A 16,388-nucleotide genomic window follows, 5' to 3' on the forward strand; every position below is an offset into this window, starting at 1 on the left:
TCTCATTCCGCCGCCACCACCATCTGCTGCGTGCGCCACTGGCCGAGCAGGGCGCGCAGCGAGGCCGGCTTCACCGGCTTGTTGAGCACCGCGATTTTTTCCTCGCGCGCGGCGACTTGCACGGCGGGGCTGCGGTCGGCGGTGATGAGGATCGCAGGAATGCCGTCGCCGAAGCGGCGGCGGATGTCGCGGATGGCGGCAATGCCGTTGCCGCGGTCGAGATGATAGTCGACCAGGAGGCCGGTGACGCGCCGGCCGGCCGTTTCGATCGCGGCGATCGCGCCTTCGGGGTCGGCGACCGCGATCACCTCGGCGTCCCAGGCCTTCAGCAGCGTGCGCATGCCGTCGAGGATCGCGGCGTCGTTCTCGATGCAGACGATCAGGGCGCCCGAGATCGGCGTGCGCGCCAGCGGCGTCGCGCTGGTCACGGCCGCGGTGTGGGTGATCGCCTTCGCCGTCGGCACCGTCACCGAGAATACCGAGCCGCCGCTCTTATTGCCGTCGATGGCGATGCCGTGCTTGAGCACGCGCGCGAGGCGTTCGACGATCGACAGGCCAAGGCCGAGGCCGCGGGCGATCCGCGCGCCCTGCTCGAGGCGGTGGAATTCCTTGAAGATCTCGCCACGCTTGACCGGCGGAATGCCGACACCGGTGTCGTAGACGCAGATCTTGAGTGACGGGCCCTGGCGGCGGCAGCCGACCAGCACGCGTCCGCGCGGGGTGTATTTGATCGCGTTGGAGATCAGGTTCTGGAGCAGGCGCCGCAGCAAGAGCCGATCGGACTCGACCGGCAGCGAGCAGGGCACGAAGGCGAGCTCCAGGTTCTTGGCGCGTGCGATCGGCGCGAACTCGATCTCCAGCGAGCGCATCAGATCCGCCATCTTGAAGCTCGAGGTCGAGGTCGTCATGGCGCCGGCGTCGAGCCTGGAGATGTCGAGCAGTGCGCCGAGGATCTCCTCGATCGCCTGGAGCGATTCGTCGATGTTCTCGACCAGCCGCGTCTCCTCGCCGCTGTGCTGGCGCTCGACCAGGCTCGTGACATAGAGCCGCGCCGCGTTCAGGGGCTGGAGGATGTCGTGGCTGGCTGCCGCCAGGAAGCGCGTCTTGGAGATGCTGGCGTCTTCGGCGGCGCTCTTGGCCAGCGCCAGCTCGGAATTCAGCCGGGTCAGCTCCTCGGTGCGATCGCGTACCCGCTTTTCGAGCGTCGCGTTGGCGCGCTCCAGCGCTTCGGCCGCCTCGAACGTGGGCGTGACGTCGGTGAAGGTGATGACGAAGCCGCCGCCGGGCATCCGGTTGGTGAGCACCTCGATCACCATGTGGCGTTCCGGCAGGCGCTCGAGATAGGGCTCGCTGTCGGTGGTGTAGGCCGCAAGCCGCTGCTCCAGCACGGCTTCGCGCTCGGCCGGATCGTCCGGCTCGCTCACACCCATGAATTCCAGGATCTCACGTAGCGGCGTGCCGAACTGGATGAAATGCGGCGGCACGTTCAGGAGATCGCCGAACTGCCGGTTGGAGCAGATCAGTTGCAGATCGGCATCGAACACCGCGATGCCCTGGCGGACATGGTTGAGCGCGGTCTGGAGGATCTCGCGGTTGAAATGCAGCGCCGCGTGGGAATCGTCGAGCAGTTTCAGCGCCGCCTTCGCCGAAACCGTCCGCTTGCGCAGCAGCAGCGACATCACGAGGCGCGAGGAGGCAGCGCCGATCGAAGAGGCGATCAGGTGCTCCGCATGCTGCAGCAGCTCGAAATCGGCGGGCGCCCCGGACTCCAGCCGTACATTGCGCCGGGTCGAAAACGCTTCGAACGAATGCCGGGCGCGGTCGGGCCCGAGATATTGCGCGACCGTGGTCTGGATGTCCTGCACGGTGACGGTGGTGCGCCAGCGTCGAAAGCTCGGGGAGATCGGCGCGAGCGTGTTGGGCACGAACAGATCGGCCTGCACCAGCTCGATCGAAGACGGCCGGCGCGCCAGCGACAGCAGCACATAGGTCAGGATGTTGAGCGACAGCGACCAGATCACGCCGTGCATCAGCGGCGGCAGGTCGGCGCCGAACAGCGCCTGCGGGCGCAGCGCCTCGATGCCGAACGGGCCGTGCTGGAGCAGCATGATGCCCGCCGTCGAGGAGTCCATGAAGCTCGGGATGAACAGCGTATAGAGCCACACCGTGAACCCGACCAGCATACCGCCGATCGCGCCGCGCGCGGTGGCGCGCCGCCACAACAGCCCGCCGAAGAAGCTTGGCGCGAGCTGGGCGATGGCGGCAAAGGAGAGCAGGCCGATCGCCGCCAGCTGGGTGTTGCCGAGCGCGCGATAGTAGAAATAGGCCAGCACCATGATGGCGAAGATCGCGAGCCGGCGCGAGCGCAGCAGGAAGTCGCTGAAATCGGCACCGCCGGTCCGCCCCTCCGGCCGCCGTTGCAGCACCAGCGGCACCACGAGGTCGTTCGAGACCATGATGGAGAGCGCGACGCATTCGACGATCACCATCGCGGTCGCCGCGGACAGGCCGCCGACGAAGATGGCGACGCTGAGCAGATCCGCGCCGCCCTCCATCGGCAGCGCCAGCACGTACATATCCGGGTCCGCCGCGCCGAACGGGAAGGTGACCAGGCCGGCGAGCGCGATCGGGATCACGAACACATTGATGGCGACGAGATAGAGCGGAAACAGCCAGCGCGCGCGGCTGACCTCGGCGTCCGAGGAATTCTCCACCACGCTGACGTGGAACTGGCGCGGCAGCAGCATGATCGCGCACAGCGACAGCAGCGTCATGGTCAGGAAGTTGCCGATCGACGGCGTATAGTTGATGGCGCGCACCGCCTCCGGCGTCTTCATCGCGCGCTCGATCAGTTCGTGCGGCGAGAACATCCAGAAGGTGACGAAGACGCCCGCGGTGAGGAAAGCGACCAGCTTGATGATGGATTCGGTTGCGACCGCCAGCATCAGGCCGTGCTGATGCTCGGTGGCGTCGGTCTGCCGCGTGCCGAACAGCACCGCGAAGGCGGCCATCGCCAGCGTCACCATCAGCGCCATGTCGCCGAGGATCGGGATATGGGAGAAGGCCTGGTCCTCGCTCAGGATCGTTTCGAGCGAGGAGGCGACTGCCTTGAGCTGGAGAGCGATGTAGGGCACCGAGCCGATGATCGCGATCAGCGCCACGGTGGCCGCCACCGCCTGGCTCTTGCCGTAGCGCGCGCCGATGAAATCGGCGATCGAGGTGATGTTGTGGGCCTTCGCGAGCTGGATCACGCGACGCAGGACACCGGCGCCGAGCCCGATCATCAGGATCGGGCCGACATAGATGGCGAGGAAGTCGGTCGAGGTGCGGGTGGCAAAGCCAACCGAGCCGAAGAAGGTCCAGGAGGTGCAATAGATCGCCATTGACAGCGGATAGATCAGCCCGGACGCGCGGCCGCGCCCGACCAGCGAGCGGCGGTCGCCATGGCTCGCCACCGCGAACAGGAAGCCGATATAGCCGAAGGCGGCAACGATCACGCCCCAGTCGTGCAGCATGGCGAGCGTGCTTCTCCCTGGGCGCTGGCGGCGCCCGCTCTCATTTTCCCTGTAAATCTAGCGCGTTGGGCCGGTGCAGGCGACAGCGAAATGCCGTGCCGGGACGGGAACTGGCGTTGTCGTTAAGGCGCGAGCGGACGTTCGCGGGCCTGCGGAGAGAGTCCCCGTGCGGCACCCCCCTCCCTGACCCTCCCCCGCAAGGGGGGAGGGAACGGAGAGAGCGCCGATTGTCGCGAAGGTGAGACCCAGGACAAAGACGAGAGTAGCGCCGCGTCGGGGAGTTGGGATTCTTCGATGTGAGGTGGGCACACCTGTCTCGCTCCCTCCCCCCTTGCGGGGGAGGGGCGGAGAGAGGGGTGGCCCCTGGGACGGTGACAGTTAGATCGAAGAACGCGAAAGCCTACTCCGCCGCCAGCGACTTCTGCTTGAGCGGCAGACCCAGACGGTCCCACACCTGCAAGAGCGCTTCGGCGAGCTGATCGATCAGGCCGTCGTCGTGATAGGGCGAGGGCGTGATGCGCAGGCGCTCGGTGCCCTTGGCGACCGTCGGATAGTTGATCGGCTGGATGTAGATGCCGTGCTGTTCCAGCAGCAGGTCGGACGCCTGCTTGCACTTCTCGGCATCGCCGATGAACAGCGGCACGATATGGGTGTCGCTCGACATCACAGGCAGGCCGGCGGCATTGAGGATCGCCTTGACGCGGGCGGCGCGGTCCTGGTGGCGCTCGCGCTCCCAGTTCGAGGTCTTCAGATGCTTGATCGCGGCGGTTGCGGCCGAGCAGATCGCCGGCGGCAGCGCGGTGGTGAAGATGAAGCCTGGCGCGTAGGAGCGCACGGCGTCGATGATCTGGCCGTTGGCGGCGATGTAGCCGCCAAGGCAGCCGAATGCCTTGGCGAGCGTGCCTTCGAGAATGTCGATGCGATGCATGACGCCGTCGCGTTCGGCGATGCCGCCGCCGCGCGGACCATACATGCCGACCGCGTGGACCTCGTCGACATAGGTCATCGCGCCGTACTTCTCGGCGAGATCGCAGATTTTTGCGAGCGGCGCGACGTCGCCGTCCATGGAATAAAGGCTTTCGCAGGCGATCAGCTTCGGCCGGTTCGGGCCCGCAGCCTTCAACAGCGCTTCGAGATCGGCCAGATCGTTGTGGCGGAACACGAGGCGCTCGCAGCCGGACTGGCGGATGCCCTCGATCATCGAATTGTGGTTGAGCTCGTCCGACAGGATCAGGCAGTTCGGGATGAGCTTCGCGATGGTCGCGATGCCGGTCTGGTTCGAGACATAGCCCGAGGTGAACAGCAGCGACGCTTCCTTGCCGTGGAGATCGGCGAGCTCGGCCTCGAGCTGCACCAGCGGATGATGCGTGCCGGCGATGTTACGGGTGCCGCCCGCGCCGGTGCCGACGCGCGTTGCGGTTTCGACCATGGCGCCGACCACTTTCGGGTGCTGGCCCATGCCGAGATAGTCGTTGGAGCACCAGATCACGACGTCGCGCTTGCCCTTGGGCGAGTGCCAGAGCGCATGCGGGAACCGGCCGGCGATGCGTTCCAGATCGGCGAACACGCGGTAGCGCCGCTCGGTGTGGAGACGATCGAGCGCGGAATTGAAGAACTGGCTGTAATCCATCGGCAAAACCTAAGACGGAACTGACCAAAAGGGCCGCATCTTCTTAGAGCTTTTCCAGCTCTAATGTCCATGCGCTATCCCACATATGGCCGTGAGGTGCATTTGGGCAAAATGCCCTATCGTGCGTTTTGAAACTTGATCCCGATCAAGTTCACCAGGACGTGTGATGTTGCTCTGCACCATCGATGCGCAGGTCTAGCCAGCCTTAGGTCTAGCCAGCCTTGGTCTTCTTGCGCGGCTCGGTACGTCCGTCCTTGATTGCGGCCACGGGCTTTAACCAATCCGAATTGCGCAGGGCATGCGCGACGCAATCATGGATGTGGGTGTGCAGCACCTTGGCCGCGCCCTTGGCATCGCGCTTCAGCGCCAGCTCCTTCAACTCGCGATGCTCGGAAGCCGCCATCTCGCCGCGGAATACCACGGCGATCATCTGGTAGCGCAGATAGCGGTCGTAGACCGCGGCATGCGCATCGAGCAGCACCTTCGAGCCGCAGGCCGCGACGAGCGCGCGATGAAACTGGAAATCGCACTGTTTCCAGCTCTCAGCGTCGGACCGCTCGCCCGACAGCAGCATGCGCTCCATCGCCGCGAGCTTGTGATGCGCGGAGACGATGCGCGCTTCCCAGTCGAGATCGCCGGCCGCGAACGACTTCTCGATCATGTGGCCTTCGAGCAGCTCGCGCAGCTCGGCAATCTCCTGGAATTCGGTCGCGGAGATCGGCGCGACCTCGAAGCCGCGCTGGCCTTCTGCGACGACGAATCCCTCCGAGCACAGCCGGTTCAGCGTCTCGCGCAGCGTCGAGATGCTGGTGCCATAGGCGCTGCTCATCCGTTCGAGCTTCAGCTTCTGGCCCGGCGTCAGCTTGCCGAAAATCAGGTCGGTGCGGATGCGGCGATAGGCGCTGTCGCCCACCGTCTCGGCGGTCGTGTCGGGAGAGATGTCCATGCCTCATCCTAGCGTCTTGGATGTGCGTTTTGACAAATTTCGTAACTTTATCAAGCGTTTCTTATATTATCCGACAAAATTAAAAATATAGGTTGATTTATAATTCGTCATATAAGAGCTTCCCGCCCCTAAGAACGAGATCATCAGGGGGAGGGCGCGATGCCTGTTCGGTTCAAATGTCTGGCTTGGGTGGCGGCGATCGGCGCGATCGCCTTGGGCGTAATGGGGCCGGCCTCGGCGCAGGCCATCCAGGAGCGAACCATCCGCTGGGGGCACCTCAACAACACCGACCATCCCGTCAGCAAAGGCGTGCAGAAATTCGTCGAGATCGTCGCTGCGAAGAGCGGTGGCAAGATCAAGGTGCGCGAATATCCGGCCAATCAGCTCGGCAGCGAGATGCAGCAGCAATCCGCGCTCCGCGCCGGCACGCAGGAGATGCAGTCGCCGGCGACGACCTCGCTGGTCGGCATCGTCAAGGATTTTGGCCTGATCGACTTCCCGTTCATCGTGTCGACGCCGCAGCAGGCTGATGCCTTGCTCGACGGCCCGCTCGGCACGGCGCTGCTCGCCAAGCTGCCGGAGAAGGGCCTTGTCGGTCTTGCCTATTGGGACCTCGGCTTCCGCAACGTCACCAACAGCCGGCGTCCGATCACCAGGGGCGAAGACCTCGACGGCATCAAGATCCGTGTGATCCCGAACCCGGTGTATCTGGAGACCTTCAAGGCCTTCAACGCCAACCCGGTGCCGATGAGCTTTTCGGAGCTTTACAGCGCGCTCGAGACCCGCACCGTCGACGGCCAGGAGAATCCGTTCTCGGTGATCCTGTCGAACAAGTTCTACGAGGTGCAGAAATATCTCAGCGTCACCAACCACACTTATTCGACCAACATCATCCTGATCTCCAAGAAGTTCTGGGACGGGCTTTCGCCCGACGAGCAGAAGATCCTGCAGGACGCCGCCATCGAGGCGCGCGACTATCAGCGCAAGGTCAGCCGCGAGCAGGCCAAGGCCGCAATCGACGAGCTCAAGGCCAAGGGCATGGAGATCAACGAGATCGCGCCGGCCGAGCTCGACCGCATGCGCGTGAAGACGAAGCCGATCGCGGAAAAGTTCTCCGCCGAGTACGACCCGGCGATCGTCAAGCTGTTCAACAGCGAGCTCGACCGCGTGCATGCGCTGAAGCCCTGAGCCGTCGCGCCGGAGCAAGCCAGAAATCATGAAAACGATCGTCGATGCCTATTTCTGGCTGCTCCGTGCGGTGATCGCGGTGCTGCTTGCCGCGATGGTGGTGCTGGTGTTCGGCAATGTCGTGCTGCGCTACGGCTTCAACTCCGGCATCGCCATCTCGGAAGAGCTGTCGCGCTGGCTGTTCGTCTGGATGGTGTTCCTGGGCGCGATCATCGGCATGAAGGAGCACGCCCATCTCGGCGTCGACAGCCTCGTCAAGGTGCTGCCGCCGCTTGGCCGCAAGGTCTGCTACGGCCTCAGCCATTTGCTGATGCTCTACGCCGCCGCGCTGCTGACGGAAGGCTCCTGGAAGCAGACGGTGCTGAACTCCGACACCGTGGCACCGGCGTCGGGGCTTTCGGTCGGCCTGTTCTATGCCGCGGGCATCGTGTTCGGCGCCTCCTCCTGCGTCATCATTGTCTATGAGCTCTACCGGCTCGTGACCGGGCAGATCGCCGATGCCGATCTCATCGCCATCAGCGAGTCCGAGGAGCTCTCGCATTCTCCCGACGCGGCGAGCGGAAAGCAGCAGGCATGACCGTCGCCGTCTTCACCTTCTCGCTGCTCGGCGCCATGGCGATCGGGATGCCGATCGCGTTCGCGCTGATCATCTGCGGCATTGCGCTGATGACGTATCTGGCGATGTTCGATTCCCAGATCATCGCGCAGAACGTCATCAATGGCGTCGATTCCTTCCCGCTGATGGCGGTGCCGTTTTTCATCCTCGCCGGCGAGGTGATGAACACCGGTGGCCTCGCACGCCGTATCCTCAATTTCGCGATCGCGCTGGTCGGCCATTTCCGCGGCGGGCTCGGCTATGTCGCGATCCTGACGTCCTGCATCCTGGCTTCGCTCTCGGGCTCGGCGGTCGCGGACGCCGCGGCGCTCGGTGCGCTGCTGGTGCCGATGATGGCCGCCGCCGGTCATAATCGCGCCAGCGCGGCCGGCCTCGTCGCGGCCGGCGGCATCATCGCTCCGGTCATCCCGCCCTCGATCGGCTTCGTCATCTTCGGCGTCGCTGCCAATGTCTCGATCTCGAAGCTGTTTTTGGCCGGCATCGTGCCGGGCCTGCTGCTCGGCGTCGGATTGTGCGTTGCCTGGTGGTGGGTGGTGCGCAAGGAGAACCCGGCGCGCCTGCCGCGCAAGAGCTTTGCCGAGATCTGGCGCGCGCTGATCGACGGCTTCTGGGCCCTGATGCTGCCGATGATCATCATCTTCGGCCTGCGCTTCGGCATCTTCACCCCGACCGAGGCCGCCGTTGTCGTCGCGGTCTATTCGCTTGTCGTGGCAATGGGCGTCTATCGCGAGCTCAAGCCGTCGCAACTGCCGGCCCTGCTGGTCTCGACCGCGCAGACCACGGCCGTCGTGATGTTCCTTGTCGCCGCGGCGCTGGTGTCGTCCTGGCTGATCACGGTCGCCGAAATCTCCGACCAGATCGTGGCGCTGACAAAACCGTTCGCAGGCAACCAGACGCTCCTCACCATCGTGCTGATGATCATCGTCGTTATCGTCGGCACTGCGCTCGACATGACGCCGACGATCCTGATCCTGACGCCGATCCTGATGCCGATTGTCAAGCAGGCCGGTATCGACCCCGTCTATTTCGGCGTGCTCTTCATCATCAACAACGCCATCGGCCTGATCACGCCACCGGTCGGCGTCGTGCTCAACGTCGTCGCCGGCGTCTCCCGCGTCTCGATGGACGATCTGATCCGCGGCGTCTGGCCCTTCATGATCGCGCAGCTTGTCGTGCTAGCCTTGCTGACGCTGTTTCCCGTTCTCGTCACCGGCCCGGCGAAGTGGTTCGGTGGTTAACTCTCAAAGGACCTTCCCATGAAGCGCGTGATGATCCTCAACGGTCCCAACCTCAATATGCTCGGCATCCGCGAGCCGCATATCTACGGCACGACGACGCTCGCAGAGGTCAATGCGGGCTGCGAGGAAGCGGCCGCGAAGCTCGGGCTCAAGCTCGCCTTCCACCAGTCCAACCATGAAGGTGTGCTGGTCGATCTGATCCAGTCGGCGCGGCAGGACGCCGATGCCATCGTCATCAATCCGGCCGGCCTGTCCTTCACCTCGGTCTCGATCATGGATGCGATCAAGACGTTCGAAGGCCCGGTGCTGGAAGTCCACATCTCCAACATCCACGCCCGCGACGAATACCATCGCCACTCCAAGATCTCGTTCGTGGCGACCGGCGTGATCTGCGGGCTGGGCCCGTTCGGCTACATCGCGGCGCTGCACGCGATCGCGAATATGAAGTGAGGTGGCACGGCTGAGATAGTGCGCTCCCTCGTCCCGCTTGCGGGGGGAGGGAAGTAGGCGTTCACGTCGTCCGGAACTGGAGCACGCCGTCCTTTGTTTCTGCCGTCAGCCGGCCCTCGACGATCATGTAGTTGACGTGGGCGACGAGCTCGCCGGCGGCAAAGCCCATCTGGTGCTCGTCCAGCACGTGCTTGTTGAACACGACAGGCACCAGGGCGCGCGAGGTCTGCGGCACCTCGCGGCAGGCTTCCGCGATCAGGCGGCAGCGCTCCTCGTGATGGTCGGCGAGCTGCTTGATGCGGGTCTTCAGCCCGTAGAACGGCACGCCGTGGCCGGGCAGCACCAGCAAGTCATAGGGCAGGGTGGTGGTGAGGCTCGCGAGCGAGGCCAGATATTCGCCGAGCGAGTTCTGGTTGGGTTCGACCGCCCACACGCTCACGTTCGGAGAAATCTTGCTCAGCACCTGGTCGGCGGAGAGGAACAGCTTGTCGTCGGCGCAATACAGCATCACCTGGTCGAGCGCGTGCCCGCCACCGGTGATCACCTTGAAGCGGCGCGTGCCGATCACGACGTCGTCGCCATGGGAGATGCGGCGGTAGGACGGCGGCAGCACCGAGACGCGCTTGAGATAATCCTGGCCGCGGCCTAGCAGCTTTTCGGTGAGCGATTCGTCCATGCCATGGCGGCGGAAGAACAGTCGCTGCGCTTCCTGCCGTTCCTCGGTGCCGCGGTTCTGGTGATAGACCGATTGCAGATATTCGACCTGCGACATCACCAGCGGGCAGTTGAACCGCTCGACGATCCAGCCTGCGAGACCGACATGGTCGGGGTGGGAATGCGTCACGATCAGCCGTGTGATGTGGACGCCCTTCAGCGGCCCCTCGAACAGTTTCGTCCAGGCCTCGATCGTTTCCTCGTTGCCGAAGCCGGCGTCGACCATGGCATAGCCGTCGCCGTCGGCGAGCAGGTAGATGTTCACGTGGTTGAGGCGGAACGGCAGTTTCAGCCGCGCCCACAACACGCCGGGCCGGATCTCCACGACCTGTTCGGGGCCGGGATGCTGTTCCCAGGGATAACGCAGGGCCTCGGCCGAGGACTGCATGGTGTCGGTTTTTGAGCTCATGCTAACGGCTTAAACCCAGCACGGGCGGGGCGCCAGCCGAAAAAGGGCGGGTCGTGGTCTCCGCATGGCGGTCATACCGTGCAGCGTTTTTCCGTGTGCCGGTTGGGGCCGTCAAAAACGCAGTCATTCCGGGGCGCGCGCGAGCGCGAACCCGGAATCCGGAGACTGTCGTGCGAGATTCCGGGTTCGCCTCTTCGAGGCGCCCCGGAATGACGATCAGGCCGCCCGCATGTTGTTGAGGAACGCGTCGATCTCCCCGCGCAGCATGTCGGCTTCGCGGCGGAGCGCGTCGGAGGCGCCCAGCACTTCGCTCGCCGCGGCGCCTGCCTCGGCTGAAGCGGTGGAGACGCCGACGATGTTGCTGGAAACCTCGCTGGTGCCGCCGGCCGCATGCTGGATGTTGCGGGCGATTTCGCGGGTGGCCGCCCCCTGTTCCTCGACCGCGGCGGCGATCGTCGTCGTCACGTCGTTGATCTCGCCGATGATCCGGCCGATGCCCTGGATGGCGCCGACTGCGGAGGTCGTGACCGATTGCATGCTGGCGATCTGGGTGCGGATCTCTTCCGTCGCTTTCGCGGTCTGGCTGGCGAGGCTCTTGACCTCGGACGCCACCACCGCGAAGCCGCGGCCGGCTTCGCCCGCCCGCGCCGCCTCGATGGTGGCGTTGAGCGCGAGCAGGTTGGTCTGCGAGGCGATGGTCTGGATCAGGTCGACGACTACGCTGATGCGGCTGGCGCTGTCGGCGAGACTCTGCACCGTGGTGTCGGTGGCGCCGGCCTCGTCGACCGCCTTCCTGGCGATCGCGGCCGAGGTGACCACCTGCTTGCTGATCTCCTCGATGGAGGAGGACAATTGCTCGGTGCCCGATGACACGGTCTGCACGTTGACCGAGGTCTCCTCCGCGGCGGACGCGACTGCGTTCACCAGCGCGTTGGACTGGTCGGCGGTGTTCGACATGCTCTGCGCGGTGGACTGCATCGAATTGGCCGACTGCGCGAGGTTGTCGAGCGCGTTGCGCACCGTGCCCTCGAACTCGGCGATCTTCGCTTCCATGCGCGCGGCACGCTCGGCCTTGGTGACACGGTCCTTGTCCTGCTCGCTCGACATCGCGCGGGCCTCGATCATGCTCTCGCGGAACACTTGCAGCGTGTTCGCCATCACCGAGATCTCGTCATTGTGGTGCTTCGAGCGGTAGATCTCGGTCTCGAGGTCGCCGTTCGCGAGCAGCTGCATCGACTGTTGCAGGGCGCCAATCCGCCGCAGGATGTTGCGGCCGACATAGAGCCAGACGAACAGCGCCGAGCCGACCAGCATCAGCGCGCCCAGCGCCAGCATCGCCGTGGTGGCGAGCGAGATCTCCTGGCGCGCCTGGAAGGTCGACGCGTTGGTCTCCTTCTGCACGCCGTCGACGAGCTGCTGCACGCTGATGCCGAGGCCGACATTGAGCTTGCGGGTCTCGTCCAGAATGGTCTGGCCGTAATCGATGGCGTCGAGCTCCTTCTGGCGGATCTTGAACACGCCGGTCTTGCCCTCGCCGAAGGCGAACAGTTTTTGCACGGCGTCGCGCATGGCCTGCATCGAGGGGATCTTCGGGAGATCCTCGAGGTTCGACTTGACGCGGTCGCGCGTCGCCTTGAATTCCTTCTCGATCACCTCCAGCGTGTCGCTGTTGTTGGCCGAGAGCGCCGCCATCATGTCCGCGGCCATCAGATTGCCGTTGGCGGAGATCGTCGAGATCTGGGCGACGGTGCGGGCGGCTTCGGTGGCATCATCGGCGGACACTTCCGCCGCACCGAGGATCGCGTTCAGGCGCGTCTGTGCGTCCAGCATCGCAGGGCCGGCCGCGCCGACGAAGGCGAGCTGGGCCTTGCGCAGGGCTTCATACTGCTTGTCGTGCAGTGCGCCGGTGTCGAGACGTTCGCGGGCAGCCGACACCAGGCTCTGGGTCGCCTCGTCGATGCTCTTGGCGGTATCGCGCAGCGCGTTTGCGGTCTGCTTGTCGGCGCCGAGCTCGATGATCTCGCCGAGCTTGGCCATGGCGAGCTGCTGGATGTCCTTCACGCTCTTGGTGCGTTCCTTCAGCGCCTCGTCGGAGGGCGATGCCAGCAGGCCCGGGCCTTGCGCCGCGAGCGTCGCGCTTTGAGAGGCGAGCTGCAGGCTGGCGGAGAGGCGCGGAATGTCGCGCCCGCTCAGATCCATCATGGTCGCGCCGAGATGATTGAACACGAAGCCGGCGCCGGCTGCGATCACGAGGCCCATGCCCGCGATCAATGCGAAGGCGGCGAAAAGGCTGCCGCGCACGCCCCATTTCGGCATCTTGAAGCGAGGCTTGAAACGGCCGAGGACACGGCCAGGAAAGCCACCAAGACGGATCGCCATCGAAATTCCCCCACGCCTGATCTTTATATTTTCGCCGCGGAGTATCCTTTGGCCGGGTTAAAAAATCGCAAGTTGCACAATCGGTTGCGTTCGTTCCGCACAGCGAAAAAAGAAAGGGCCGGCAGAGTTGCCGGCCCTCGTTGGCAAGGAGATTTTTGAGGCGCGATCAGTAGCGCGCGACCGCCGAATTGGCCCAGTTGAAGCGGTAGTTGACGCCCGCCTTGATGGTGTGATCGTCGGTGGTGAAGCTGCCGGTGCCCGCCAGCGGACCGCCGGTGAAGCTCGCGTCGCCGAAATTGTAGTACTGATACTCGGCCTTGGCCGACCAGTTCGGAGCGAACATGTATTCGAGGCCGGCGCCGACGGTGTAGCCGTTGCGGTGATCGCCGGTGATGAGGAAGGCGGTCGGCACGCCGGCAACCGTCACCTTCTCGTTGTTGTCCGAATAGGCGTAGCCGCCCTTCACGTAGAGCAGGCCCGGACCCCAGGTGTAGCCGACGCGGCCGGTGATCGAGCCGAGGCCACGCTGGTCGTTGGTGTAGGCGATGCCGCCCGGAAACACCGCGCCGACGCTGCCGGAGAGCCAGGAATACTGGCCTTCGACGCCGACCACGAAGTTCGGATTGAACTGCCAGTCCGCCCCGACCTGCACGCCGCCGAGGAAACGGCCATTGCCGTTGTTGCCGGTGGAAAGGCCGTTGAAATTGTTGTCGCTGGAGAAGGCACCGCCGACATGGCCACCAATATAGAAGCCGGTCCAGTTGTAGATCGGCGCGGCATAGGCCGGCGCGGGCGCCTTGTAGTAGTTGCGGTTGCCGAGATCGGCGCCGACGGCCGGCGCGGCGGCGCTCACCACGAGCAGGGCAACGGTCGCAAACAAAATCTTCTTCATCGTCTTGAACTCCAGCACTTTGGTCCCCGGCAGGCGCGCTTCCCGCGCCGTCGTTGGTTTTGCAGATAGCTCGCTTTTGACGAAAATGCTGTCACATGCGTGGCACAGCGGCAGCCAACCTAACTTATTGGGCTGCAAATGATTTTCGTACTTAATGCCGGCTTAAGAAGTGGTGAAGGAAGGCTTAACTTCGCGCGTCTTTGGTAACTCGCGCGCGTATCTCGTTAACCAAGACGCCGCCGCGCTTCATCGCGCATCTGCTCGCGGAAGGCCGCGCGCTTGGCGGGCCGGTCTTCCTCGCGCACGTCGTGGCGATCGAAGATGTCGAACTTCTCCATGATCGGATAGCGATCGCTCGCCATCGCGAGCACCCGCAGCACCTTGGTCGCGGACGGCGTCGGCCCGCTCACCTCCCAGCGCCTGATGGTGTCGGCGCCGCCCTTCTCCGGCAGTCCGCAAAGCTTTGCCATGTCGGCCGCGGTGAGCTTGCGCTCGAGGGCATCGGAGAGGTCTTTGCGGAGCTGCTTCAGTTCGGGGCCGGTCATGCTGCTTGCGTCCAGGGAAGTCACTGCAGGCAATGCACTAGCGCTGATTCGGGTCCATCCGAAGGCGGGCACGATCGTGATAGTGTGTCCGTGCCGGTCGAGCTCAGCGAGGGGAATCGCATGCCCGTGTTCAAGCTGCCCCTGTCGGGGGATGTCGTCCAGTCCATCTATCCGTCGTTCTTCAGTCCCGCCGGCGGCCAGTTCGGCCTCGTCAACATCACGGTGGGGCAATCCTCGGCGCCAGATGTCGAGAAGGACGTGCTGTCGGATGTCGCCGGCTATGGCAAGCAGATCGGACAGATCGCGGACGCGCTTCTGGTCGTGGTCGAGCATCTGGAGTCGCGGCCCGAACACGCGCTCGCCGACGACGAGGCGATCGTCGCCTTCAAGGAGCTGATGCACTCGGTCGCAAAGGTGAAGGAGCGACATGGCCGCAAGGCGTGTCGCCCGAAGCGACGATGACCACGGCGCGTGGCCGGGGCGGGCACATTCGGGCGTGCACGGAGTTATGAACGGCGGCCTATGGACATTTTTCGACGAATGAACACTTGGCACAATGGGCCCGCAGCGAATGAAGGGAACCCCTCATGACAAGCATCAAACCCGCCATTGCCGCACTCATCACTATCGGACTGCTTGCCGCGCCGTTCGCGGCTGAAGCCAAGAAGGCCCGGCCGAGCCGGCATCACAGCACGGGCGTGATAGCCCCTACCTATAGCGGCGCCGGATCGCCGGTGGCGCAGCCGAGGACCTCCTACGGATCGTCCGGACAGACGGTCGGGACGGTCACGGCGCCTTCGGTCGGAACGTACAACTGGCCGTCGGTCGGCGTGACCAATTCGGTGCCGACATGGAACAACACCACGAGATAGAGAGCATTTCGCCAGAGAGCATTTGGCCAAGGCGCGACCGGTGACCGTCAACGCGTGCCGGCCGGGAGGCCGGAGAGCAGGTAGAGCGCGACCAGCAACGTTGCGACCGACAGCATCGTCGTGACCGAAACGGTGGCCGCGACCAGCTTCTCCTCGACCTTGTGTTCGTGCGCCAGCACATACACGGTTTTCGCCGTCGGCACGGCCGCGCATATGACGGCGGCGACCGTGTAGAGGGGATTGAGGCCAGTGGCCACGCAAAGTCCGTAGACGATCAACGGCATCACCACCAGCTTCACGGCCGCGAGCGCGAACGACGCCTTCAGGTTGGATCGCAGGCCGTCGACCGACAGGCCGAGCCCGATGGCAAACAGCGCGCACGGCGTGAGCGCGGCGGCGATCATGTTCAGATAGGCCGCGACCGGTGAAGGAATCGGCAAGCCGGTGATCGCCCAGATGAGGCCGATGAGCGTCGACAGGACCATCGGATTGAGCAGGATCTGTTTCACCAGTCCGGCGGAATGCGCAGGGCCGCGCGCGTTCCTTTCCAGCAGAATGACTGTGAGCGGAAACATCACGCCGGCGACGAACACCGTCGCCACTGCGGCGGGCAAGACGGCGGGCTGGCCGTAGATCGCGTGCAGGATCGGGAGCGCCACGAAGCCGGTATTGGTCATCGCCGCGGCCATTCCATGGATCGTGCTGCTGGCGAGATCGTGCTTGCCACCCGTGCGCACCGCCAGGAAGACCAGCGCGAAGCAGACGAGGGAGCCGCCTCCGAAAGCGAGCAGGAAGCGCCATTCCAGCAGGTTGCGCGCCGGCTCCTGGGCGATCGTGACGATCAGCAGCGCCGGCATCGCCACATTGTAGGCAAAATGCACCAGCGCGTCCGCAAGCGAGCGGGAGAGATAACCGAGTTCGCCGGCAAGCCAGCCGGTGACGATGATTGCGAACACGGGAAGAACGAGGCTGGCGACCTCCATCCGGCTTCCCC

14 protein-coding genes are annotated in these 16,388 nt (G+C 64.6%); 6 read left to right on the plus strand and 8 right to left on the minus strand.

Annotated elements, in window-relative coordinates:
• Positions 1–2: 2 nt before the first annotated feature.
• From NLM25_RS04715 to NLM25_RS04725, 3 genes are all read right to left on the minus strand, one after another.
• Complete coding sequence (locus tag NLM25_RS04715; protein ID WP_254136226.1) at positions 3–3,515, minus strand: PAS domain-containing hybrid sensor histidine kinase/response regulator; 3,513 nt, start codon at positions 3,513–3,515, stop codon at positions 3–5.
• Positions 3,516–3,915: 400 nt separating this feature from the next.
• Positions 3,916–5,145 (minus strand): 5-aminolevulinate synthase, encoded by a 1,230-nt coding sequence (gene hemA / locus NLM25_RS04720; protein WP_254136227.1) that lies wholly within the window; start codon positions 5,143–5,145, stop codon positions 3,916–3,918.
• Between the two features lie 211 nt (positions 5,146–5,356).
• On the minus strand, positions 5,357–6,091 hold the full coding sequence (locus NLM25_RS04725) for a GntR family transcriptional regulator (RefSeq protein ID WP_254136228.1): 735 nt from the start codon (positions 6,089–6,091) through the stop codon (positions 5,357–5,359).
• A 159-nt stretch (positions 6,092–6,250) separates the two neighbouring features.
• Here NLM25_RS04725 and NLM25_RS04730 point away from each other — a divergent pair, with 159 nt between their 5' ends.
• From NLM25_RS04730 to aroQ, 4 genes are read left to right on the plus strand one after another with little or no spacing between them, the layout of a single operon-like run.
• Positions 6,251–7,279 (plus strand): TRAP transporter substrate-binding protein, encoded by a 1,029-nt coding sequence (locus NLM25_RS04730; protein WP_254136229.1) that lies wholly within the window; start codon positions 6,251–6,253, stop codon positions 7,277–7,279.
• Between the two features lie 28 nt (positions 7,280–7,307).
• Positions 7,308–7,856 (plus strand): TRAP transporter small permease, encoded by a 549-nt coding sequence (locus NLM25_RS04735; protein WP_254115511.1) that lies wholly within the window; start codon positions 7,308–7,310, stop codon positions 7,854–7,856.
• Positions 7,853–9,133 (plus strand): TRAP transporter large permease, encoded by a 1,281-nt coding sequence (locus NLM25_RS04740; protein WP_254115520.1) that lies wholly within the window; start codon positions 7,853–7,855, stop codon positions 9,131–9,133. The genes NLM25_RS04735 and NLM25_RS04740 overlap by 4 nt, the downstream gene beginning before the upstream one ends.
• Before the next feature lie 18 nt (positions 9,134–9,151).
• Positions 9,152–9,583: a type II 3-dehydroquinate dehydratase gene (gene aroQ, locus NLM25_RS04745; protein ID WP_254115522.1), complete on the plus strand. Its 432-nt coding sequence runs from the start codon at positions 9,152–9,154 to the stop codon at positions 9,581–9,583.
• A gap of 61 nt (positions 9,584–9,644) precedes the next feature.
• Here aroQ and NLM25_RS04750 read toward each other — a convergent pair whose 3' ends face one another.
• The 4 genes from NLM25_RS04750 to NLM25_RS04765 all read right to left on the minus strand — a co-directional run bounded on the left by NLM25_RS04750 (position 9,645) and on the right by NLM25_RS04765 (position 14,522).
• Positions 9,645–10,706, minus strand: coding sequence for an MBL fold metallo-hydrolase (locus tag NLM25_RS04750; protein WP_254115524.1), 1,062 nt, complete (start codon positions 10,704–10,706; stop codon positions 9,645–9,647).
• A 216-nt stretch (positions 10,707–10,922) separates the two neighbouring features.
• Positions 10,923–13,085 (minus strand): methyl-accepting chemotaxis protein, encoded by a 2,163-nt coding sequence (locus NLM25_RS04755; protein ID WP_254136230.1) that lies wholly within the window; start codon positions 13,083–13,085, stop codon positions 10,923–10,925.
• A 166-nt stretch (positions 13,086–13,251) separates the two neighbouring features.
• Complete coding sequence (locus NLM25_RS04760; RefSeq protein WP_254115528.1) at positions 13,252–13,977, minus strand: outer membrane protein; 726 nt, start codon at positions 13,975–13,977, stop codon at positions 13,252–13,254.
• 224 nt (positions 13,978–14,201) lie between these two features.
• Positions 14,202–14,522, minus strand: coding sequence for a hypothetical protein (locus NLM25_RS04765; protein WP_254115530.1), 321 nt, complete (start codon positions 14,520–14,522; stop codon positions 14,202–14,204).
• Between the two features lie 120 nt (positions 14,523–14,642).
• On the opposite strand from NLM25_RS04765, the gene NLM25_RS04770 reads away from it, so the two are divergent.
• Complete coding sequence (locus tag NLM25_RS04770; RefSeq protein WP_254136231.1) at positions 14,643–14,984, plus strand: hypothetical protein; 342 nt, start codon at positions 14,643–14,645, stop codon at positions 14,982–14,984.
• 125 nt (positions 14,985–15,109) lie between these two features.
• Entirely contained in the window at positions 15,110–15,394 is a 285-nt protein-coding gene (locus tag NLM25_RS04775; RefSeq protein ID WP_254136232.1) for a hypothetical protein, read from the plus strand.
• A gap of 47 nt (positions 15,395–15,441) precedes the next feature.
• Here the strand turns inward: NLM25_RS04775 and NLM25_RS04780 are convergent, their stop codons facing one another.
• Positions 15,442–16,377 (minus strand): AEC family transporter, encoded by a 936-nt coding sequence (locus NLM25_RS04780; RefSeq protein ID WP_254136233.1) that lies wholly within the window; start codon positions 16,375–16,377, stop codon positions 15,442–15,444.
• Between the last annotated feature and the right edge of the window lie 11 nt (positions 16,378–16,388).

The organism is Bradyrhizobium sp. CCGB01, assembly GCF_024199795.1.
Classification (GTDB): domain Bacteria; phylum Pseudomonadota; class Alphaproteobacteria; order Rhizobiales; family Xanthobacteraceae; genus Bradyrhizobium.